Raw genomic sequence first — 20,850 nt, 5'->3', positions numbered from 1 at the left:
GTCATGAGTGACGTTTCGGATTCCGCCGCGCCGCGCCGGCGTGTGCTGTCGGGCATTCAACCCACCAGCGACTCCTTCCACCTGGGCAATTACCTGGGCGCGGTCAAGCAGTGGGTGGAACTGCAGGACGATTTCGACGCGTTCTACTTCATCCCCGACATGCACGCGTTGACCGTCGAGTTCGACCCGAAGACCCTCGCCGACCGCACCCGGCTGTCGGTGGCCCAGCTGCTCGCGGTCGGCGTCGACCCGGCTCGTGCGACGGTGTACGTGCAGTCCCACGTCCCCGAGATCGCGCAGCTGACCTGGGTCCTGCAGTGCATCACCGGATTCGGTGAGGCCAGTCGCATGACGCAGTTCAAGGACAAGAGCGCCAAGCAGGGCACCGACGCGACCGGCGTGGGCCTGTTCACCTACCCGATCCTGATGGCCGCCGACATCCTCGCCTTCGACGTCGATTTCGTGCCGGTCGGCGAGGATCAGCGTCAGCATCTGGAACTGACCCGTGATCTCGCGCAGCGGTTCAACAAGCGATTCGGGAAGGCATTCGTCGTCCCGCGGGCGCACATCGTCTCCGAATTCGCCAAGATCTATGACCTGCAGAATCCGACGGCCAAGATGAGCAAGTCCGCCGACACCGACAAGGGTCTGATCAACCTCCTCGACGACCCGAAGCGTTCGGCGAAGAAGATCCGTTCGGCGGTCACCGACACCGATTCGGTCATCCGGTTCGACCCGGCCGAGAAGCCGGGAGTGAGCAACCTGCTGACCATCCAGTCGGCGCTCAGCGGGGTGGGCGTCGACGATCTCGTCGCCAAGTACGAGGGCAAAGGGTACGGCGACCTCAAGGTCGACACCGCCGAGGTACTCGCCGACTTCGTGACGCCGCTGCGTGGCCGCGTCACCGAGTACCTCGACGACCCTGCCGAACTCGACGCCATCCTGGCACGGGGCGCCGGCCGGGCCCGCGACGTCGCGGCCGCCACGCTGGCATCGGTATACGACAAGGTGGGGTTCCTCGCGCCTACGGTAGGGGAGTAGACCCGCCGTCGGTGTAGTCCACGCCCGGCGGGTCGCGTGATCGCGGAGCGTGCGCTCCGCACCGAGGCGGAGGGTGGCACATATGGGTGCGATGATCGACCGGATCAAGCGACTGATCGCGCTCGCGCAACAGCAGTTCGCCGACGCACGCCGACGATGGCCATGGCTGGAGCACCTGATCGCGATGCAGCAGCGATACACCACCCGGCGCGGCAACCTGTATGCGGCGAGCATCAGCTTCAACGGCATCCTGGCGCTCGTCCCGATCGTGATGGTGGCCTTCGCGATCGCCGCCTTTGTGCTGGCCAGTAGGCCGGACCTGATCGACCAGATCCAGGAGTCGGTGGTCAAGGAACTGCCCGGCGAACTCGGCAGCCAGGTCGAGCAGGTCATCGATTCCGCGATCGCCTCACGCACCGCGGTGGGCGTCGTCGGTCTTCTCGGTGCCGCGCTGACCGGCATCGGCTGGATCGCCGGGGTCCGAGCGGGGATGACCGAGATGTTCGGTGGGCGCCTGAATCGTAATGCGTTGGTGTCCAAGGGAACCGACCTGCTGACCTTCGCCCTCCTCGGAGTCGCGTTCGCGGTGACGATGGCGTTCACCACGTTGGCCAACGGTGGCGGCATCGTGTCGACGATCCTGCGCTGGGTGAAGGCCGATGACGCCGCCTGGGCGCCGGTGGTGGTGCGTGGTGTGGCGGTGGTGATCTCGGTGCTGGCGAGCTGGTTGTTGTTCACCTTCATCTTGTCGCGTTTGCCGTTGGTGCCCTTACCCTTCCGCAACACCCTGAGGGCCGGCCTGATCACCGCGATCGCCTTCGAGATCGTCAAGGCGGTCGGCGGGATCTACCTGAAGTCGGTGCTGAGCAGCCCGGCCGGGGTGGCGTTCGGGCCCATCCTCGGCGTGATGGTCTTCGCCTACCTGGCCTCTCGCATCATCCTGTATGCCACCGCATGGTGCGCGACCGATCCGGTCAACGCCCCGTACCAGGTCGCCGACGAGGTCGATCCGGCCGAGCAGGCCGTCGTCGTCCGCCCGACGGTGGAGGTGAACCCGATGCCACGCGCCGCCGTGGTCGCCGGGGCTGCGGCGTTCGGCACGCTGGTCGGCTTGGCGCTCAGGAGGTTTCGCGACTGATCGGTACTGCTGGTCATCGGCTGCGGCGGCGGACCATCATGCGCCGGGCGGCGGCCACGAGGGCGACGACGGCCAGCGCCGCGACAAGTCCGATGAGCAGGCGTGTCGATGTGCTCCGGTTGGTGGCCGGGTCGGCGAGGCTCGCATTCTGTGGCGCCGCACCGGCGGTGGGACTTGCCGACGCCGGCCGGTCATCGGCCACCAACTCGCCGACGCGGATTCCCGCAGGTGACCGGAATCCGTAATCGAGAAGAGACGCGCCCTGTGTCCAGTAATTGTCGTCGGCGGTGGACAGCCCGTACATCTGCACGATCAGGATGCGACGATCCCCCTGCTGTGCGGCCCCGACGAAGGTCTTCAGGGCGTCGTCGGTGTACCCGGTCTTGCCGCCGAGCATACCCGGATAGCCTTCCAGCAGAAGGTGATTGGATGTCTGCATCTCATAGCCCGGGTGGTCGTTGTCGCCGGGGACGTCGGCCCGGGCCGGATAGCCGGGGAAAAAGTACGTCGGCTTGGCGATGATCTCGGCGAAGGTGGCGTTGTCCATCGCGGCGCGGAAGATCAGTGCCAGGTCATAGGGTGAGGTCGACATCCCGGCGGCGTCGAGTCCGGACGGGCTCGCCGCGCGGGTGTCGAGGGCGTGCAGGTCGCCGGCCAGCGTGTTCATCTTCGTCAGCGCCGCGTCCACGCCGCCGAGCTGTCGGGCCAGCGCATTCGCGCAGTCATTGCCCGACACCACGATGAGACCGCTGAGCAGGTCGCGGACGGTGTAGTGCCCGCCCGGTCCCATCCCGCAGGAGTCGCCTTCGGCGCTCCAGTCCTCGACGGTCGGCTCCACCACGCGATCGAGATCGAGTCCGCTGTCGAGGACGGTGAGCGCGAGCAGCACCTTGATCGTCGACGCCGGCCGATAGCGGCCATGCGGGTCCTTGGCCGCGATGACCGCTCCGGAGTCCATGTCGGCCACCAGCCAGCCGGCCGAGGTGAGCCGATCGGGCACCGGCCCGGCCGCCGGATCGGCGATCACCCCGCAGCCGGCGAGCGCGTCGCCGCCCACGGTCTCGGACGGGACCGGTAGCGGGGTGGGCGCCGCCGAACCGGGTGCGACGACCTCGGAGGTGTCCACCGCCGGGGGCGTGGCGACCCGGTGCGGGCAGTGATCGGTCACCGGTGTGGCCACCGGGGCCGCGAGGGCGGGAGCACCGGACAGGCCGGTCACCACGGCGGCGACGGCAAGGGCCAGGAGGCGGTGGCGCGAGGTCACCGGTGGGAGGTTACCAGCGGTGACCCCGGCCCGACGGTCCGGTGTAGACGGATCGGTGGGGTCGTCTCAGAGCAGGGTGTAGGCCTCCGTCAGCACCGTCCGCAGGATCTGCTCGATCTCGTCGAACTCGGCCTGCCCGGCGATCAGCGGCGGGGCCAGCTGGACGACCGGGTCACCCCGATCGTCGGCGCGACAATACAGACCGTTGTCGAACAGCGCCGAGGACAGGAATCCGCGCAGGATGCGCTCGGATTCGGCGTCGGAGAAGGTCTCCTTGGTGGTTTTGTCCTTGACCAACTCGATGCCGTAGAAGAACCCCTCGCCGCGCACATCGCCGACAATCGGCAGGTCGTGCAGTTTCTCCAGCGTCGCGCGGAAGGCCGGTGCGTTGGTCTTGACGTGATCGTTGAGCCCTTCACGTTCGAAGAGATCGAGATTGGCCAGGGCCACCGCCGCCGACACCGGATGGCCACCGAAGGTGTAGCCGTGCGGGAAGGTGGTGGAACCGTCGTTGAACGGTTCGAACAGTCGCTCACTCGCGATCATCGCACCGATCGGTGAGTATCCCGAGGTCATGCCCTTGGCGCAGGTGATGATGTCGGGTTGATAGCCGAAGTCCTCGCAGGCGAACATCGAACCGATGCGGCCGAACGCGCAGATCACCTCGTCGGAGACCAGCAGGACGTCGTACTCGTCGCAGATCTCGCGCACCCGCTCGAAGTATCCCGGCGGCGGTGGGAAGCACCCGCCCGCGTTCTGCACCGGCTCGAGGAAGACCGCGGCGACGGTGTCGGGGCCCTCGAACTCGATGGCCTCGGCGATACGGTCGGCGGCCCAGCGGCCGAACTTCTTGGGATCGGCGGCCAATTCGGCGTCGGGTGCGCGGTAGATGTTGGTGTTGGGGGCGCGGAAACCGCCCGGGGTGAGCGGCTCGAACATCTGCTTGAGGGCGGGCACGCCGGTGATGGCGAGTGCTCCCTGCGGGGTGCCGTGATAGGCGACCGATCGGGAGATCACCTTGTGCTTCAACGGTTTACCGACGAGCTTGTAGTACTGCTTGGCGAGTTTCCAGGCGCTCTCGACGGCCTCGCCGCCGCCGGTGGTGAAAAAGACCCGGTTGAGATCGCCCGGCGCGTAGGCGGCGAGTCGCTCGGCGAGTTCGATCGCCGGTGGGGTCGCATAGGACCAGACGGGGAAGAAGGCGAGCTCCTTGGCCTGCTTGGCGGCCGCCTCGGCGAGTTCGGTGCGACCGTGCCCGGCCTGGACGACGAAGAGGCCGGCGAGGCCGTCGAGGTAGCTGCGGCCGCGGTCGTCGAAGATGCGGACCCCCTCACCCTTGGTGATCACCGGCGGGGCGATGCCCTCACCGTGCCGGGCGAAGTGTCCCCACAGATGTGCGGCGCTGCGTTCGCCCCATGAACTGGAGCCGGCGGATTGTTGTGCGACTGCGGTCATCGTGTACCCCAATTGTATTGCTGTTTGACAAGTTTCAGATAGACGAGCGTTTCGGTGGCGGTCACCTCGGGGTGGCGGCGCACCGTCTTGTTCAGAATCGACAGGAGGTGATCGTCGTCCTCACACACGACCTCGATCAGGATGTCGAAGGACCCGGCGGTCAACACCACGTAGTCGATCTCGGCGTGGTCGGCCAGTGCGCGGGCCAGCGCCTCGGTGTCCCCGGTGCAGCGGATGCCGATCAGGGCCTGGCGCGAGAAGCCCAGCTTCAACGGATCGGTGACAGCGACGATCTGCAGCAGGCCGCTGTCCCCGAGCTTCTGGACGCGGTTGCGGACGGCGGCCTCGGAGAGGCCGACCTCTTTGCCGATGGACGCGTACGAGCTGCGTCCGTCGGCCTGCAGTAGCTCGATGATGCGTTTGGCGGTGTTGTCCAGATGTGCGGGTGGTGTGTCAGGCACACGACGATCCTGACGGATTTCGTGGTTTGGCGCAACATTTTATGACGATTTCGCAATCAGGATTCCGTTGACTGTCGCGAATTCGTTGTCCTGCCGGTAGTATCGCCGTCGTGCCGTACACCGCAACCGTCCCGTCCGGCTGGGTTGCCGGAGCAGCCGTGCCGGGCTCCGGTCCCGACCACGTCGTCGTCAATCCTGCCACCGATGAGGCGCTGGCGACCCTGACTCTGGCGAGTCCCGCCGACGTCGACGCCGCGGTGGCCGCGGCTCGTGACGCCCAACGGGAGTGGGGCGGTGCGACGCCCGCGGAACGGTCGGAGGTTCTCATGGCCCTCGCCGACGCCCTCGATGCCGAGTCGGAGTCGTTGGCGGCGGAGGAAACCGCGCACACCGGCAAGGCGATCAGGCTCGCCCGCGAGTTCGATGTACCGGGCAGCGTCGACAACGTCCGGTTCTTCGCCGGTGCCGCACGGCACCTGGAGGGCAAGGCGTCGGCGGAGTACTCCGGTGATCACACCTCGAGCATCCGGCGTGAGCCGGTGGGCGTCATCGGGTCGATCACCCCGTGGAACTATCCGCTGCAGATGGCGGTCTGGAAGGTGCTGCCGGCGCTGGCCGCCGGATGTGCGGTGGTGCTCAAACCCGCCGAGCTGACTCCGCTGACCACCCTGACGCTGGCGCGGCTGGCCACCCGGGCCGGTGTGCCCGACGGCGTGCTCAACGTCGTGGTGGGGACCGGGGCGCAGGCCGGAGCCGCGATCGCGGGCCATGCCGGCGTCGACATGGTGACCTTCACCGGATCGACACCGGTGGGCCGGATGGTGATGGCCCAGGCTGCGCGCAACGGTACGCGCGTACAACTCGAACTCGGCGGCAAGGCACCCTTCGTGGTCTTCGACGATGCCGACCTCGACGCGGCGATCGCCGGTGCGGTGGCCGCGTCACTGATCAACGGCGGGCAGGACTGCACCGCCGCCACCCGGGCCATCGTCGCCGCCGACCTCTACGCCGACTTCGTCGCCGGCGTGGCCGAGCTGATGTCGGGTGTGACGGTGGGCGATCCGACCGATCCCGCAACGGATCTGGGTTCGCTGATCTCGCGGGCGCATCGCGACAAGGTCGCCGGCATGGTGGAGCGGGCGCGCGCCGACGGCGCCCGCATCGTCGTCGGCGGTGCGGTCCCGGAGGGGCGTGGCGCCTTCTATCCGCCGACCCTGGTGGCCGACGTCGCGGAATCATCGGAGATCTACCGCGACGAGGTCTTCGGTCCCGTGCTGACGGTCTCGTCGTTCTCCGACGACGACGATGCGATCCGCCGGGCCAACGACACCGTCTACGGCCTGGCGGCCTCGGCGTGGACCCGCGACGTCTACCGGGCGCAGCGGGCGTCGCGGGAGATCCACGCCGGCTGCGTGTGGATCAACGACCACATCCCCATCATCAGCGAGATGCCGCACGGTGGTGTCGGCGCCTCGGGATTCGGCAAGGACATGTCGATGTACTCACTGGAGGAGTACCTGTCGGTCAAACACGTCATGAGCGACATCGCCGGTGTCGTCGACAAGGACTGGCACCGAACGGTGTTCGCCAACCCGGGGCGCGCGGTCCGATGACCTGGGCAACGCGGCCGGGCCGGCGGGCGGTCGAGATGGTGGCCCAGGCGTCGCCGGAATCCTTCTGGCTCGACCGGCCGGAGCGGCCCGCGGCGTGCGACCGGCTCTCCGACGAGGTCGACGCCGATCTGCTGGTGGTCGGTGGGGGATTCACCGGCTTGTGGACGGCGGTGACCGCGGCCGAACGCGACCCGGGGCGTCGGGTGGTCCTCGTCGAACGCGACCGGATCGCCGAACACGCCTCCGGTCGCAACGGCGGATTCTGCTCGGCCAGCCTCACCCACGGCATAGGCAACGGTCTGGAACGCTTCGCCGACGAGATGCCGACCCTGACGCGACTCGGCCGCGAGACGCTCGACGGTATCGAGGCGGCGATGGACCGTCTGGGTATCGACGCCGACGCCGAACGCACCGGTGAACTCGACATCGCCAACTTCGACTGGCAGGTCGACGGACTTCGCGAATTATCTTCTGCAGCAGCGTTTCTCGGTCAGGAACTGACCATGCTGCCGGGCCCGCAGGCCCGAGATCGGGTGAACTCGCCGATGGTGCGTGCCGCGGTGCACGACCCGGATGTGCTCATGCTCGATCCGGCCAAGCTGGCGTGGGGCCTCGCCGAGGCGGCGCAGCGGCTGGGCGTGCGGATCTACGAGGGCACCGAGATCACCGGGATCGGGCGCGAAGGTGAGTGGCTACGTGCACAGACCGGTTATGGTGACGTGCTCGCCCGCCGGATCGTGCTGGCGACGTCGGCCAGTCCGTCGGTTCTGCGCCGGCTGCGTCTGTTCACCGTCCCGGTGTGGGATTACGCCCTGATGACCGAGCCACTGACCGCCGAGCAGCGTGCGTCGCTGGGCTGGGCCGGGCGCGAGGGACTGGCCGATTCCGGACCGAGGTTTCATTACTTCCGGCTCACCGCCGACGATCGTATTCTCTTCGGTGGTTGGGATGCGTTGTATCACTACGGGTCCGACGGGGCGCGGCGGCACGAGTTCGAGCCGGGGGAATTCGCGCTCCTGGCCGAGCACCTGCTGCAGTTCTTCCCGCAGCTCGAGGGTATCCGCGCCACCCACACCTGGGGCGGTGCGATCGACACGTGTTCGCGGTTCTGCGCGTTCTGGGACCGATCCTTCGGCGGCCGCGTGGTCAGCGCGGTCGGCTTCACCGGGCTCGGGGTGGGTGCCTCGCACTTCGCCGCGGCGACCGCGCTGGATCTCCTCGACGGCCTCGACACAGAACGCACGGCTCTGAACATGGTGCGGTCCAAGCCGATTCCCTTTCCGCCGGAGCCGCTGCGGTGGGCCGGGATCACCATCACCCGTCACCAGCTGGCGCGCAGCGAACGGCGTGAGGGGCGTCGTGGCGCGTGGCTGAGCGCGATGGACAAGCTGGGGCTGGGCTTCGACAGCTGAACCTCAGACCCGTCGGAGATCGGCACACCCGGCGACGACCACCTCGACCCACCGGCGGATCGCCGTCGCGGCCAGTGGACGCGTGATCTGTTGCGCCCGTGCGACATCGGCTCGGATACCGGCGGGTCCGTCGGGACCCAGAGCGCTCTCGAGTTCACGACGGTACTCGGGGACCCCGAGCCACTCGTCGAACAGGGCGGTGTCGACCTCGAGGTGGAACTGCACGCCGTAATGCGGTCCGTGCCGGAACAGTTGATGAGCACAGAGCTTCGACGACCCGAGAAGTGTTGCGCCACCGGGCAGGTCGAAGGTGTCGTAGTGCCAGTGCATCGCCGGGATGGTGGCGGTGCCGGCCCACACCGGATCGGTGGCGGCGTCCGCGGTGAGGGTGACGTCGGCGATCCCCAGTTCCGGTTCCGGACCGGTCCGCACCGCCGCGCCGAGCGCCCGGGCGAGCAGCTGCGAGCCCAGGCAGACTCCCCAGATCGGGATGCCGGCGGCGATCGCGTCGGTCAGAAACGCGATCTCGGCGTCGATCCAGGGGAGGGTCGGGCCGTCGTTGGCACCCATCGGACCGCCCATCACCAGGATCGCGTCGAAGTCGGTGGGATCGTCGGGCATCGGTTCGCACCAGGAGCGCACCGTGCGGACGTCGGCGACCTCGTCGAGCCCGGCCAGGTAGGCTCCCGGCGACTCGCACTCGGCGTGGCGGAGTTCGAGCACCCGCGCCCGGGTCATGCACCCGTCCGCGGGATGACGATGACCGGCGCGGTCGTCCAGCGCAGGATGCGCGCGGCGGTACTGCCCAGGAACACCCGATTGGCCGCGCCGAGGTGCCCCGAGCCGACGGCGACGAGATCGTTCTGGTCCCACTCGAGATTGTCCAGCGCCTCGTCGAGGGTCGGGCCATCGGCGACGAGCACCTCGATGTCCAGGTCGGCCTCGACGGCCGCGCGGGTGTGTTCGAGGAGGTCGCGGGCCACCTCGACCTGCTTGGCGCGGGCCGCGCGGGAGGTGTCGTCCTCAAAGGGCGAATCCAGGGACACCAGCGACACCAGGCGCAGATCGAGGTGTGCCGACTCCGCCAGCTCGATCGCGAACGGCAACGGGTCCGATGCCGACGGCCGGACCGGCACGGCGACGGTCACCATGTCCAGGGCGACCTCCGAGCGGGTGGCGTACCCGCGTGGCGCCAACGCCACCGGCAGCGGTGCCGAGTGCAGTAGTTCGGTACTCACCGTTCCCAGGTTGTGCCGGCTGAACAGGCCGTCACCGGTACCGCCCACCACGATCAGGTCGGCCCCGTTCTCCTCGGCGATCTCGATCAGTCCGGCGGCGAAGGACTCGTTGACGGTGACGATCGCCCGGGTCTCGATGTCGTCGGGAACCAGGGTCGCGCCCTCGGCCAGCCACCGGCCCGCCTGTTCCTCGAGGCGTGCCTCGTACTGCTCGAGTCCGGGCGAACCGTCGTAGGGCACGGGATGCACCACGCACACCAGGTCGATGGACGCGCCGGTCTTGCGGGCCAGTGCCGCCGCGAGTACGACACCGTCGTTGCCCGACGGGGTCGCCAGATAGCCGACGACGAGGCGTCCCCGGCAGGCCGACGACCGCGCGGGGGTCGAGGTGTCGGGGGTCGGGTTCTCGGGGGTCGGTGACGATGGGGTGTCAGTAGACGGCGACGATGGGGTGTCAGTAGACATCGGGCACCTTCACTTCGGTGTTCGCGGTCAATGTCTTGCCCTGAAAGAACTCTCGGCGCTGGGCGAAGCACGCCAGCATCAGTGGGATGCCCAGGACGAGCATGCCGACGCCGAGGATGAACACGCCGCCGATGGGGCCCACGGAGGTGTAACCGTAGTCGGGCTGGACCATGTCGATGGCACTCTTGACGAACGCCCAGGTCATCGCGATCCCCCCGAGGAGGGGGAACAGGCCGCGCATGAAGAAGTTCCGGGCCGAGTCGAACAGGGTGCGGCGGAAGTACCAGACCGAGGAGTATGCGGTGATGCCGTAGTAGAACGCGACCGCCAGCCCGAGTGAGGCGATCGAGTCGGCCAGGGTGTTCTGGCTCGCGATCGACAGGACCAGGTAGAACACCAGCGCGGACACCCCCATCACCGCGGTACCGAAGGCCGGGGTCATGTAGCGCGGATGGATCTTCGAGAACCGATCCGGGATCGCCTTGTACACCGCCATCGACAGTGAGCCACGGGCCGTCGGCAGGATCGTCGACTGCGTCGAGGAGATCGCCGACACGCTCACCGTCAGCAACAACGCCGATGCCATGATGCCGCCGGCCACCGGCTCGCCGAGGATGGTGAGCACGTCGTCGACGTTGTCCTCGTTGTTCAGTCCGATGCCGGTGTCGCCGAAGCCGGCGAAGGACTGGATGGCGTAGGCGACGAGCACGTAGGTGGCCACCAGGATCACGCAGGTGATCACCGCCGCACGCCCGGGGGTCTTTTCCGGATCCTTGGTCTCCTCACCGACCGCGAGACACGCGTCCCAGCCCCAATAGATGAAGATGCACAGGATCACCGCCGCGGCGATCTCCGACTGACTCAGCCCGCCCGGCCACAGCCAGTTCCATTCCGGTGAAATCGCCTGCGGTCCAGCTGTTCCCAGTCCCACCTTGATCAGTGCGATGACGCTGGCCAGCACGAGCACCCCGAACTGGATGAACATCAGCGCCACGAGCAGCCGCTCGCTGATGACGATGCCCCGGATGCTCACCCAGGTCATGCCGGCGATGAAGACGCAGCCGAGCAGAACCTTGATCCAGAGGGTGTCCGCCAGCGACTCCAAGCCGAGGAACTCCAGCAGATAGACCGCGGCGATCTCGGCGACATTGGCCAGCACGATGATCGCCGACACCGCCAGACCCCATCCGCCGATCCACCCGATCCACGGTCCGAAGGCCTTGGTTCCCCAGGTGAAGGTGGTGCCACAGTCGGGGGTGTCGCGCGAGAGTTCCCGGTAGGCGAAGGCCACCAGCAGCATCGGGATGAACGCCACCACGAACATCGCCGGCGCCTTGGTGTGCACCGCGGCGACGACGAATCCGAGGGTGGCGGCCAGGCTGTAGGCCGGCGCCACCGCCGACAGCCCGATGATCACGTTGCCGACGAGGCCGATGGAGCCGGCGCGTAGTCCCTTGTCGCCGCCCTGGAGCTCGGCCTGAACACTCTCGGTCATGTGCTACTCCCACCTTGCGTGCGCATGCAGGGACTCAGACTAAGGTTTCCGTTGCCGACGCGCAGCGCTATCGCGGAATCAGTGGTTTCGAGTGAACAATATCCCGATATCAGTGACCGTTGGCGATCTCTGATCGGGATTTACTCACACACGGCCATCGCTCGGTCGCCCTGTGCGGTGTCCTCGGCGACGGTGGCGTCCCCGCGGGTGATGGCGCATGCCGCGTACTCGCCGCCGCTGACGAAGACGACGCGGACGATGGTCTCGGCATCATTGGGGATGTAGGTCAACGTCGCCACGTGGTGTCCGCTGTCCTCGTCGACATCGGTCAGGGGCACGTCGAACTGATGCCGGGGACGGCCGGCGGAGTCGTACCAGAGCAGTTGCTCGTTGATCTCGGTGTCCGAGGTGAGCGTGATGGTCACCGGGTCCGGTGGTTGCGCTGCGGCGTGTGGTGGGGAGCCGAGGAAGCTCATGAGAAGGACGGCTGCGAGCAGGGCGGTTCCGCGGGTGATCGTGTGTGTCATGCCGGGTTGGACGCAGCCCGAGCGCGATCGGTTCCATCCGATCCGGTTGTCCACAGGCCGGCAAGAACGGTGCTGGTCTCGCAAGCTGTCCGGTCCATACTCGTCGCCATGATCAAGGAGGCGCCCTACCATGACATCCATGACCAGCGAGACCTGGACCCTGCCGCGGGGCCGCGAACTGACCCGCGCGGATCTCGACGCGGCTCCTGATGACGGCTGGCGCTACGAACTCATCGACGGGGTCCTCATCGTGAGTCCGGCTCCGCGGCCGCGACATCAGCGTGCCATCCGCGATCTCTTTCTTCGTGTGCATGCGGCCTGCCCGGCCGACCTCGAGGTGCTCTTCGCTCCACTGGACGTGATCCTGTCGGAGAACACCGTGATCCAGCCCGATCTGCTGGTCGCGCCGCGTGCGGCGTTCACCGACGACGGACTTCCCGGACCGCCGGTGCTGGCCGTCGAGGTGCTCTCACCGTCGACGCGGGGGGTGGACCTGCTGCTGAAGAAGGAACGGTTGCAACGCGCCGCCTGCGCCCACTACTGGGTGGTCGATCCCGACGAGCCGTCGATCCTCGCGTGGGAACTGATCGACGGTGCCTACCGCGAGGTCGGGCGGGTCACCGGGGAGGACACGTTCACCGTCGAGCGGCCGTTCCCGGTGAGCGTGGTCCCGGCCGAACTCGTCGGCTGAGCCCGAGACACCACATCTCTCGAGACACAACGAAGGCCCGTGCCGTGCGGCGCGGGCCTTCGTTGGGCTGCAGAGGTGGTCTGCGTGTCAGCGCGAGAACATCAGAGCGCGCTTGACCTCTTGGATGGCCTGGGTGACCTGGATGCCACGCGGGCAGGCGTCGGTGCAGTTGAAGGTGGTGCGGCAGCGCCACACCCCGTCGACGTCGTTGAGGATGTCGAGTCGTTCGACGGCACCCTCGTCGCGGCTGTCGAAGATGAAGCGATGAGCGTTGACGATGGCGGCGGGGCCGTAGTAGCTGCCCTCGTTCCAGAACACCGGGCAACTCGTGGTGCAGCAGGCACACAGGATGCACTTGGTGGTGTCGTCGAAGCGGGCGCGGTCGGTGGCCGACTGGATGCGTTCGCGGGTCGGCTCGTTGCCGGTGGTGATCAGGTACGGCTTGATCGCGCGGTAGGCGTCGAAGAACGGCTCCATGTTGACCACGAGATCCTTCTCCACCGGAAGCCCCTTGATGGGCTCGATGGTGATGGTGATCTCTTTGCTCTTGTCCTTGGGGAGCAGATCCTTCATCAGGAGCTTGCAGGCCAGCCGGTTGACGCCGTTGATCCGCATCGCGTCGGAACCGCAGACGCCGTGCGCGCAGCTGCGACGGAACGTCAGGGTGCCGTCGAGGTAGCCCTTCACGTACAGCAGCAGGTTGAGCAGCCGGTCGGTCGGCAGGGCGGGGACGCGGAAGCTCTCGAAGCCCTGGGCATCGGGATTCTCCGGGTTGAACCGGTAGATCTTCAGCGTCACCATCGTCGCCTCGTCGGGGACGGCGGGCAGTGGCGGCTCGTCGGAGGAGGGAGCCGGGTTGTCCATGACGGCGGTCATCAGTACTTACGCTCCATCGGCTCGTAGCGGGTTTGGATGACGGGCTTCCAGTCCAGCTCGATGTCGCTGAGCAGGTCGGTGCCCTTCTTATAGGCCATCGTGTGCCGCATGTAGTTGACGTCGTCGCGGTTCGGGTAATCCTCGCGGGCGTGACCGCCGCGCGACTCCTTGCGGTTGAGCGCCCCGACCACGGTGACCTCGGCCATCTCCAGCAGGAAGCCGAGCTCGATGGCCTCGAGCAGGTCGGAGTTGAAACGCTTGCCCTTGTCCTGCACGCGGATGTGGGCGTAGCGCTCCTTGAGGGCGTGGATGTCGGTGAGCGCCTGCTTGAGGGTCTCTTCGGTGCGGAACACCGACGCGTTGGCGTCCATCGAGGCCTGCAGCTCGGTGCGGATGTCGGCGACCCGCTCGTGCCCGTGCTCGGACAGGATCGTCTCCAGCCAGCCGTCGACCATCGCGGTCGGCTCTTCCGGCAGGTCGGTGAACGACGCCGAGTTGGCGTAGTCGGCGGCGGCGATGCCGGCGCGACGGCCGAAGACGTTGATGTCGAGCAACGAGTTGGTGCCCAGGCGGTTGGCGCCGTGCACCGAGACGCATGCGCATTCGCCCGCGGCGTACAGACCGTGCACGACGTCGGTGGGGTTGCGCAGCACCTGACCCTCGATGTTGGTCGGGATGCCGCCCATCACGTAGTGGCAGGTCGGGAAGACCGGAACCCATTCGGTGACCGGGTCGACGCCCAGGTAGGTGCGGGAGAACTCGGTGATGTCGGGGAGCTTCTCGTTGAGCACGTCCTCGCCGAGGTGGGTCACGTCGATGTAGACGTAATCCTTGTTCGGTCCGGCGCCGCGGCCCTCGAGGACCTCGAGCACCATCGAACGGGCGACGATGTCGCGGGGGGCGAGGTCCTTGATGGTGGGGGCGTAGCGCTCCATGAAGCGCTCGCCCTCGGCGTTGCGCAGGATGCCGCCCTCACCACGGACGGCCTCGGAGATGAGGATGCCCAGACCGGCCAGGCCGGTCGGATGGAACTGGTGGAACTCCATGTCCTCCAGGGGAAGTCCCTTGCGGAACACGATGCCCATGCCGTCACCGGTGAGGGTGTGGGCGTTGGAGGTGGTCTTGTACATACGTCCCGAGCCGCCGGTCGCGAACACGATCGACTTGGCGTGGAACACGTGGATCTCGCCGGTCGCGAGTTCGTAAGCGACGATGCCGGTGGCCACCGGTTCGCCGTTCTCGTTCTCGGACAGGCACAGGTCGAGTGCGTAGAACTCGTTGAAGAACTCGACGTCGTGCTTGACGCAGTTCTGGTACAGGGTCTGCAGGATCATGTGACCGGTGCGGTCGGCGGCGTAGCAGGCGCGACGGACCGGGGCCTTGCCGTGATCGCGGGTGTGACCGCCGAAGCGGCGCTGGTCGATGCGACCCTCGGGGGTGCGGTTGAACGGCAGACCCATCTTCTCCAGGTCGAGCACTGCGTCGATGGCCTCCTTGGCCATGATCTCCGCGGCGTCCTGGTCGACGATGTAGTCGCCACCCTTGACGGTGTCAAAGGTGTGCCACTCCCAGTTGTCCTCTTCGACGTTGGCCAGTGCGGCGCACATGCCGCCCTGGGCCGCGCCGGTGTGGCTGCGGGTGGGGTACAGCTTGGTGAGGACCGCGGTGCGGGCGCGGGGAGCGGCCTCGATGGCCGCGCGCATCCCGGCGCCGCCGGCGCCGACGATCAGCACGTCGTAGCGGTGTTCCTGCATATGTATTCGTGTCTCCTGTGGTCGACGTGGGGCGCGTCAGCTCGCGCTGTTGACGTCAAAGGTCAGAAGGGCGTAGGTGCCGAGCACCAGCACCAGGATCATCGAGATGCCGAGCAGCACGTTCAGCCAGAACCGGGTGGAGTCCTTGCGCGAGTAGTCGGCGATGACGGTGCGCACACCGTTGCCGCCGTGCAACTGGGCCAGCCACAGCATCGTGAGGTCCCAGATCTGCCAGAAGGGTTCCTTCCACCGGGCGGCGACGAAGGACGCGTCGATGCGGTGCACGCCGTTGTCCCACGCCAGCATGATGAACATGTGGCCGATGGTGAGGATGATCAGCGCCAGGCCGGAGAAGCGCATGAACAGCCATGCGTACTTCTCGAAGTTGCCGCCCTTGCGGGCGCGCGGCGAGCGCGGGTTGTCGAGACTGGCCGGCCGGTCGTAGTCGGTGCCGAGTGTCTTGGCGAGGTGCGGGGAGGATGCAGTCATCGGTGATCTCTCCTAGAACGAGTGCGTGATCAGGATCTGGAGGAGGCGGACCGCCGCCGCCGCGAACACGATCGCGAAGATCGACAGGATCACCCACAGCATCTGTCGCTGGTACTTGGCACCCTTCGACCAGAAGTCGACGAGGATGATCCGCACACCGTTGAAGGCGTGGTACAGAACACAGGCGACGAGACCGATCTCCATCAGGCCGATGAGCGGCGTCTTGTAGGTCTCGATGATCTCGGAGTACTTGTTCGGATCGATGCGGATGACCGCGGTGTCCAGAACATGCACGAAGAGAAAGAAGAAGATGGTGACACCGGTGATCCGGTGGAGCACCCATGACCACATCCCGGGGTCGCCTCGATACAGAGATCGCTTACGCACCGGCTCCGGTGCGGTTTCGGTCGGGGTGCTCATTGCGAAATTGGCCTCCAACATCGTCGATGGACGCAGGGAGCCGCCTTGTGGAGGCTCCACCATGGACCCATGCAAGAGACTTTAAACCTATGCTGAGGGCAGCCGTGAATTGCCCGAACAGATCTGGGCCACAAGAGATTCCGACTTAGGTTTGCCTTACCATTGCAACGGTGACCGCAGAGTCGTCTGTGTCCGGTTGTATCCCCGTTCAGAAGGAGTTTCCGCTGACTGCCGACATTGATTGGAATATGCTGCGCCACAAGGCAATTGAAATGGTGGGGCGAGCCTACGCGCCGTACTCGAGGTTCCCGGTCGGTGCGGCCGGGAGCACCACCGAGGGGCGAAACGTCGCCGGCTGCAATGTGGAAAATGTCTCATACGGACTCGGCGTCTGCGCCGAGGTGGCGTTGGTGACCGACCTCATCGGATCGGGTGGCGGTCGGCTGCGTGCGGTCAGCGTCAGCGACTCCCGCGGCGAGGTGCTGATGCCGTGCGGCCGGTGCCGGCAGGTGCTCTTCGAACACGGTGGCGTGGAGCTGCTCATCGACCACCCCGCCGGTCCGCGCGCGCTCGGTGAGTTGCTGCCCGACGCGTTCGGACCGGACGATCTGGCCGCAGGGGAACTCGGCGAGGCGTCCCGGTGAGCGGGGAGAGCGTCGGGATCGACCCGATCTCGGTGATCACCACCAAACGGGACGGCCGGGCACTGACCGATGCGCAGATCGACTGGGTCGTCGACGCCTACACCCACGGTGTGGTGGCGCCGGAACAGATGTCGGCGTTGCTGATGGCCATCGTGCTGCGTGGGATGGACCGCCGGGAGATCTCCACCTGGACCCAGGCGATGATCGACAGCGGCACCCGGGCCGACTTCTCCGGACTGAGCCGGGCCGGCCGACGGTTGGTGACCGTCGACAAGCACTCCACCGGTGGGGTCGGCGACAAGATCACCCTTCCGCTCGCGCCGCTGGTCGCCTCCTACGGGGTGGCGGTACCGCAGCTGTCCGGGCGCGGCCTGGGCCACACCGGCGGAACCCTCGACAAACTCGAGTCCATTCCGGGATGGCGGGCCGATCTCACCGTCGAGGAGATGATCACCCAACTCGAACAGGTCGGCGCGGTGGTGTGCGCGGCCAGTCCCGGCCTGGCACCGGCCGATCGCCTGCTCTACGCGCTGCGCGACGTCACCGGCACCGTCGAGTCGATCCCGCTGATCGCCAGTTCGATCATGAGCAAGAAGATCGCCGAGGGCACCGGCGCCCTGGTGCTCGACGTGAAGGTGGGTTCGGGTGCGTTCCTGCCGGGCGAGGACGACGCGCGCGAACTGGCCGCCACCATGGTCGACCTGGGCGAGCGGGCCGGGGTGGCGACCTCGGCGTTGCTGACCGACATGGACACGCCGCTGGGCCGGGCGGCCGGCAACGCCGTCGAGGTGGCCGAATCCGTCGAGGTGCTCGCCGGTGGCGGACCGGCGGACGTGGTGGAACTGACGGTGGCGTTGGCCGTCGAGATGCTGACCCTCGCCGGTGTCTCCGACGTCGACCCGGCGGAGAATCTGCGCAACGGCCGGGCGATGGACTCGTGGCGGGCGATGATCACCGCGCAGGGCGGAGATCCGGACGCCCCGTTGCCGCGGGCACGGCACACCGACGTGGTGACCGCCGAGCGGGCCGGGATCGTCGCACGGGTGGACGCCCGGGCCGTCGGCGATGCGGCCTGGCGACTCGGCGCCGGACGATCGGTCCCCGGCGAATCGGTGCAGGCCGAGGCCGGTGTCATCGTGCACGTCGCACCCGGCGACGAGGTGCGCGCCGGCGAGGTGCTCTTCGTCATGCACACGCAGACCCCGGAGCGGTTCGCCGCCGCGCGGGCCGCGCTGGTCGGCGCCGTCGACATCGGGGCGCACACGCCCGTCGTCCGGCCCCGCGTGATCGAACGCGTTAGGTTCGGGGCATGACGTCAATGCCGCCGCGTTCACCGCTGGATCCCGCCGCACTGCTGCTCGCCCCGAAGGTGCTGTTGCACGATCATCTCGACGGCGGACTGAGGCCGTCGACGGTGCTGGAGCTGGCGCGGGAGACCGGCTACGACGAACTGCCCGCCGATACCGCGGACGATCTCGCCATCTGGTTCCGCGAGGCCGCCGACAGCGGCTCGCTGGAAAGATATCTGGAGACCTTCGCGCACACCGTCGGCGTGATGCAGACCGCCGACGCGCTGGTCCGGGTGGCCCGCGAATGTGTGGAGGATCTCGCCGCCGACGGCGTCGTGTACGCCGAGGTGCGCTACGCCCCCGAACAGCACCTCGAGGCCGGACTCGACCTCGACGAGGTGGTCGAGGCGGTGCTGACCGGATTCGCCGAGGGGGAGGCGATCGCCGCGGCGTCGGGCCGTCGGATCATGGTGCGCTGCCTGGTCACCGCGATGCGGCACGCCGCCCGCTCCCGGGAGATCGCCGAACTGGCGGTGCGCTACCGCGACCGCGGGGTGGTCGGATTCGACATCGCCGGCGCCGAGGCGGGCCACCCGCCGACCCGGCACCTCGACGCATTCGAGTACATGCGGGCCAACAGTGCGCCGTTCACCATTCATGCCGGCGAGGCGTTCGGCCTGCCGTCCATCCACGAGGCCATCGGCTTCTGCGGCACCGACCGGCTCGGTCACGGGGTGCGCGTCATCGACGACATCGTGCTGCCGGCCGGGTCCCGGCCCGACGACGAGGCGTTCCCCGGAGCCGAACTCGGCCTCATCGCGAACATCGTGCGCGACAAGCGAATCCCGTTGGAGCTGTGCCCGAGCTCGAACGTGCAGACCGGCGCGGTCGCCTCGCTGGCGGAGCATCCGTTCAACGTGCTCGCGCGGTTGCGTTTCCGGGTGACGGTGAACACCGACAACCGGCTGATGAGCGACACCACGATGAGCAAGGAATTCGCCAAGCTCTCCGAGCAGTTCGGTTACGGCTGGGCCGACTTCGAACGCTTCACCGTCAACGCGATGAAGTCGGCGTTCATCCACTTCGACGAGCGTCTCGCGGTCATCGACAACGTCATCAAGCCCGGCTATGCGGTGCTGATCGAGGGCTGATCAGGTCGGCGGGAAAGTGGGTCGTGCGTGAGAAGGTGGGTGCGGTAGCACCCACCTTCTCCAACACGACCCATTAGTGGCGCGGCGTCAGCGCTTCTTGACGAGCCGATCCTCGAACTCGTGCTCGAGGGCGCGCCACGCCTCGGCCTCGTTCTCGAACGGCGGGCTCGGGGCCAGCCGCTTGGGATCGGGATTGATCGCGTAGTCGACGAACCAGCCCAGCGGGGTGGTGGACCCGAGTGCCTCGCCGACGGAGTCGTCGTCGGCGTAATCGGCTGCGTCGGTGAACAATTCGACGGCCAGCTCGAGCTGGTTGCGGTCGATGCGGCGGGGGCCGTCGGAGATGTCCTCACTCAGCCCGGGCAGCACGTAGACGTTGTCGTCGATGACGTCGAACTCCAGTGAACCGTCGGTGGCGGCCACCCGCACCTCGTCGAAGGTCGACACACCCGACAAGTCGTGGCTGTTCTCGTCGGCGAGGAACTTCGACAGCACCCGCGGCGAGGTGAAGACGAAGATCTTGCCGTCCTTGCCGAGGAAGACCGGGTCGTCACCGAGGTAGCAGCGCAGCGACAGGTATTCCCCGGCGCCGGTGACGATGCGGATCGGGTCGATGCCGACCGAGGCCCAGAAATCGTCGTCGTCGATCTCGTCGTTCTCGTTCTCGTCCTCGTCGTCGGAGTCGTCGAGGTCGTCGTCGGTCTCCTCGGTGGCCTCGTCGTCCTCGGATGCCTCCGCGTCGGCGTCGCCGACGAGGTCGAGATCCTCATCCGGCTCGTCCTCGTCCTCCGCCGACGCCGCGGCCTCGAGTTCGGCGGCGGCGGTGGTGACGGCGTCGTCGGGCACGTCGGGGGTGGTGATGACCTCGTCGATGGCGTCGAGGACGTTGTCCCAGTGCTTGGCGATGAGACGGCCGATGCGCACCCACAGGTCGGTGCCGTCGCGGCCCTCGAAGTTGCGGGTGCCGGTGGTCACCGCACCCAGGATCGGGTTGCCGTTGAAGAACTTGGTGATCACCACCAGCTCGCACACCTCACCGAGGATGCGCACGATCTCCAGCGCGTCCTCGAGTTCGGCGATGACCTCGGGGGTGGGATCCTCGGCGGCGAGCTCCGGCACGCCCACCAGGTCATAGGTGTGCCGGTCGTCGGGAACCAGCTCGTCGGCCTGCAGACCCTTCACGGTCTCCCACGCCGGATGCTCGACGAGGTCGTTGTCGTCGTCGGTGCGGATGAACGCGACGAGTTCGGCGACGCCCGGGAAGACGTAGAGGTCCTCGTCGAGACCCAGGAACGCCTCCCACTCGTCGTCGCCCTCGCGCCAGCGGGGCGCCCACAGCGTGAAGCTGTTTCCGTCGGTGAGTCCGAGCTCGATGGGGACGATGTCTCCGGCCATGACGTCACAGCGTAGCGATCATGCCTGTGACA

At 67.4% G+C, this 20,850-nt stretch carries 20 protein-coding genes; 8 read left to right on the top strand and 12 right to left on the bottom strand.

Features of this window, described 5'->3' with window-relative positions; genetic code table 11:
- The first annotated feature begins 3 nt into the window (after window positions 1-3).
- Together trpS and ACWETB_RS09785 are read left to right on the top strand one after the other, a co-directional pair.
- On the top strand, window positions 4-1,041 hold the full coding sequence (gene trpS / locus ACWETB_RS09790; protein ID WP_449744864.1) for a tryptophan--tRNA ligase: 1,038 nt from the start codon (window positions 4-6) through the stop codon (window positions 1,039-1,041).
- Window positions 1,042-1,123: 82 nt separating this feature from the next.
- Window positions 1,124-2,179 (top strand): YhjD/YihY/BrkB family envelope integrity protein, encoded by a 1,056-nt coding sequence (locus ACWETB_RS09785; RefSeq protein WP_449744863.1) that lies wholly within the window; start codon window positions 1,124-1,126, stop codon window positions 2,177-2,179.
- A 13-nt stretch (window positions 2,180-2,192) separates the two neighbouring features.
- On the opposite strand, the gene ACWETB_RS09780 is transcribed toward ACWETB_RS09785, so the two are convergent.
- The 3 genes from ACWETB_RS09780 to ACWETB_RS09770 all read right to left on the bottom strand — a co-directional run bounded on the left by ACWETB_RS09780 (window position 2,193) and on the right by ACWETB_RS09770 (window position 5,359).
- Window positions 2,193-3,443, bottom strand: coding sequence for a D-alanyl-D-alanine carboxypeptidase family protein (locus tag ACWETB_RS09780; RefSeq protein ID WP_452210855.1), 1,251 nt, complete (start codon window positions 3,441-3,443; stop codon window positions 2,193-2,195).
- A 66-nt stretch (window positions 3,444-3,509) separates the two neighbouring features.
- Window positions 3,510-4,898, bottom strand: coding sequence for an aspartate aminotransferase family protein (locus ACWETB_RS09775; protein ID WP_449744861.1), 1,389 nt, complete (start codon window positions 4,896-4,898; stop codon window positions 3,510-3,512).
- Window positions 4,895-5,359, bottom strand: coding sequence for an Lrp/AsnC family transcriptional regulator (locus tag ACWETB_RS09770; RefSeq protein ID WP_348802613.1), 465 nt, complete (start codon window positions 5,357-5,359; stop codon window positions 4,895-4,897). Before ACWETB_RS09770 ends, ACWETB_RS09775 begins: the two co-directional genes overlap by 4 nt.
- Window positions 5,360-5,469: 110 nt before the next feature.
- Between ACWETB_RS09770 and ACWETB_RS09765 the strand changes: the two genes are divergently transcribed.
- Both ACWETB_RS09765 and ACWETB_RS09760 read left to right on the top strand, forming a co-directional pair.
- Window positions 5,470-6,972: an aminobutyraldehyde dehydrogenase gene (locus tag ACWETB_RS09765; protein WP_452210852.1), complete on the top strand. Its 1,503-nt coding sequence runs from the start codon at window positions 5,470-5,472 to the stop codon at window positions 6,970-6,972.
- Window positions 6,969-8,384 (top strand): NAD(P)/FAD-dependent oxidoreductase, encoded by a 1,416-nt coding sequence (locus ACWETB_RS09760; protein WP_452210851.1) that lies wholly within the window; start codon window positions 6,969-6,971, stop codon window positions 8,382-8,384. Before ACWETB_RS09765 ends, ACWETB_RS09760 begins: the two co-directional genes overlap by 4 nt.
- Before the next feature lie 3 nt (window positions 8,385-8,387).
- Here the strand turns inward: ACWETB_RS09760 and ACWETB_RS09755 are convergent, their stop codons facing one another.
- From ACWETB_RS09755 to ACWETB_RS09740, 4 genes are all read right to left on the bottom strand, one after another.
- Window positions 8,388-9,122 (bottom strand): type 1 glutamine amidotransferase, encoded by a 735-nt coding sequence (locus ACWETB_RS09755; protein WP_452210849.1) that lies wholly within the window; start codon window positions 9,120-9,122, stop codon window positions 8,388-8,390.
- Window positions 9,119-10,087, bottom strand: coding sequence for a universal stress protein (locus ACWETB_RS09750; RefSeq protein WP_449744857.1), 969 nt, complete (start codon window positions 10,085-10,087; stop codon window positions 9,119-9,121). Before ACWETB_RS09750 ends, ACWETB_RS09755 begins: the two co-directional genes overlap by 4 nt.
- A complete protein-coding gene (locus ACWETB_RS09745; RefSeq protein WP_449744856.1) occupies window positions 10,077-11,582 on the bottom strand; it encodes an APC family permease in 1,506 nt (501 codons plus the stop codon). The genes ACWETB_RS09750 and ACWETB_RS09745 overlap by 11 nt, the downstream gene beginning before the upstream one ends.
- Window positions 11,583-11,722: 140 nt before the next feature.
- The gene (locus ACWETB_RS09740) at window positions 11,723-12,109 is read right to left on the bottom strand and encodes a hypothetical protein (protein ID WP_348802607.1); all 387 of its coding nucleotides are present in this window, start codon (window positions 12,107-12,109) and stop codon (window positions 11,723-11,725) included.
- A 130-nt stretch (window positions 12,110-12,239) separates the two neighbouring features.
- On the opposite strand from ACWETB_RS09740, the gene ACWETB_RS09735 reads away from it, so the two are divergent.
- Complete coding sequence (locus ACWETB_RS09735) at window positions 12,240-12,800, top strand: Uma2 family endonuclease (protein WP_348802606.1); 561 nt, start codon at window positions 12,240-12,242, stop codon at window positions 12,798-12,800.
- 87 nt (window positions 12,801-12,887) lie between these two features.
- Here ACWETB_RS09735 and ACWETB_RS09730 read toward each other — a convergent pair whose 3' ends face one another.
- Genes ACWETB_RS09730 through sdhC form a run of 4 tightly spaced genes read right to left on the bottom strand, consistent with a single transcriptional unit; the run spans window position 12,888 to window position 16,339 of the window.
- Window positions 12,888-13,676, bottom strand: coding sequence for a succinate dehydrogenase iron-sulfur subunit (locus ACWETB_RS09730; protein WP_348802605.1), 789 nt, complete (start codon window positions 13,674-13,676; stop codon window positions 12,888-12,890).
- A complete protein-coding gene (gene sdhA, locus ACWETB_RS09725) occupies window positions 13,676-15,430 on the bottom strand; it encodes a succinate dehydrogenase flavoprotein subunit (protein ID WP_348802603.1) in 1,755 nt (584 codons plus the stop codon). Before sdhA ends, ACWETB_RS09730 begins: the two co-directional genes overlap by 1 nt.
- A 36-nt stretch (window positions 15,431-15,466) precedes the next feature.
- Window positions 15,467-15,919, bottom strand: a complete 453-nt coding sequence (locus ACWETB_RS09720; RefSeq protein WP_348802602.1) for a succinate dehydrogenase hydrophobic membrane anchor subunit — start codon at window positions 15,917-15,919, stop codon at window positions 15,467-15,469.
- Between the two features lie 12 nt (window positions 15,920-15,931).
- Entirely contained in the window at window positions 15,932-16,339 is a 408-nt protein-coding gene (gene sdhC / locus ACWETB_RS09715) for a succinate dehydrogenase, cytochrome b556 subunit (protein WP_348802601.1), read from the bottom strand.
- A 224-nt stretch (window positions 16,340-16,563) separates the two neighbouring features.
- On the opposite strand from sdhC, the gene ACWETB_RS09710 reads away from it, so the two are divergent.
- Genes ACWETB_RS09710 through ACWETB_RS09700 form a run of 3 tightly spaced genes read left to right on the top strand, consistent with a single transcriptional unit; the run spans window position 16,564 to window position 19,423 of the window.
- Window positions 16,564-16,983 (top strand): cytidine deaminase, encoded by a 420-nt coding sequence (locus ACWETB_RS09710; RefSeq protein ID WP_449744867.1) that lies wholly within the window; start codon window positions 16,564-16,566, stop codon window positions 16,981-16,983.
- Window positions 16,980-18,296, top strand: a complete 1,317-nt coding sequence (locus ACWETB_RS09705; protein WP_452210844.1) for a thymidine phosphorylase — start codon at window positions 16,980-16,982, stop codon at window positions 18,294-18,296. The genes ACWETB_RS09710 and ACWETB_RS09705 overlap by 4 nt, the downstream gene beginning before the upstream one ends.
- Window positions 18,293-19,423: an adenosine deaminase gene (locus ACWETB_RS09700; protein WP_348802599.1), complete on the top strand. Its 1,131-nt coding sequence runs from the start codon at window positions 18,293-18,295 to the stop codon at window positions 19,421-19,423. The genes ACWETB_RS09705 and ACWETB_RS09700 overlap by 4 nt, the downstream gene beginning before the upstream one ends.
- An 87-nt stretch (window positions 19,424-19,510) precedes the next feature.
- Here the strand turns inward: ACWETB_RS09700 and ACWETB_RS09695 are convergent, their stop codons facing one another.
- Window positions 19,511-20,818: a primosomal protein gene (locus ACWETB_RS09695; RefSeq protein WP_452210842.1), complete on the bottom strand. Its 1,308-nt coding sequence runs from the start codon at window positions 20,816-20,818 to the stop codon at window positions 19,511-19,513.
- Window positions 20,819-20,850 lie beyond the last annotated feature (32 nt).

The sequence above is a fragment of the Gordonia sp. NPDC003950 genome (assembly GCF_053605205.1).
The sequence above is the reverse complement of the archived record's forward strand: the minus strand, read 5'-3'. Positions and strand labels throughout refer to the sequence as shown.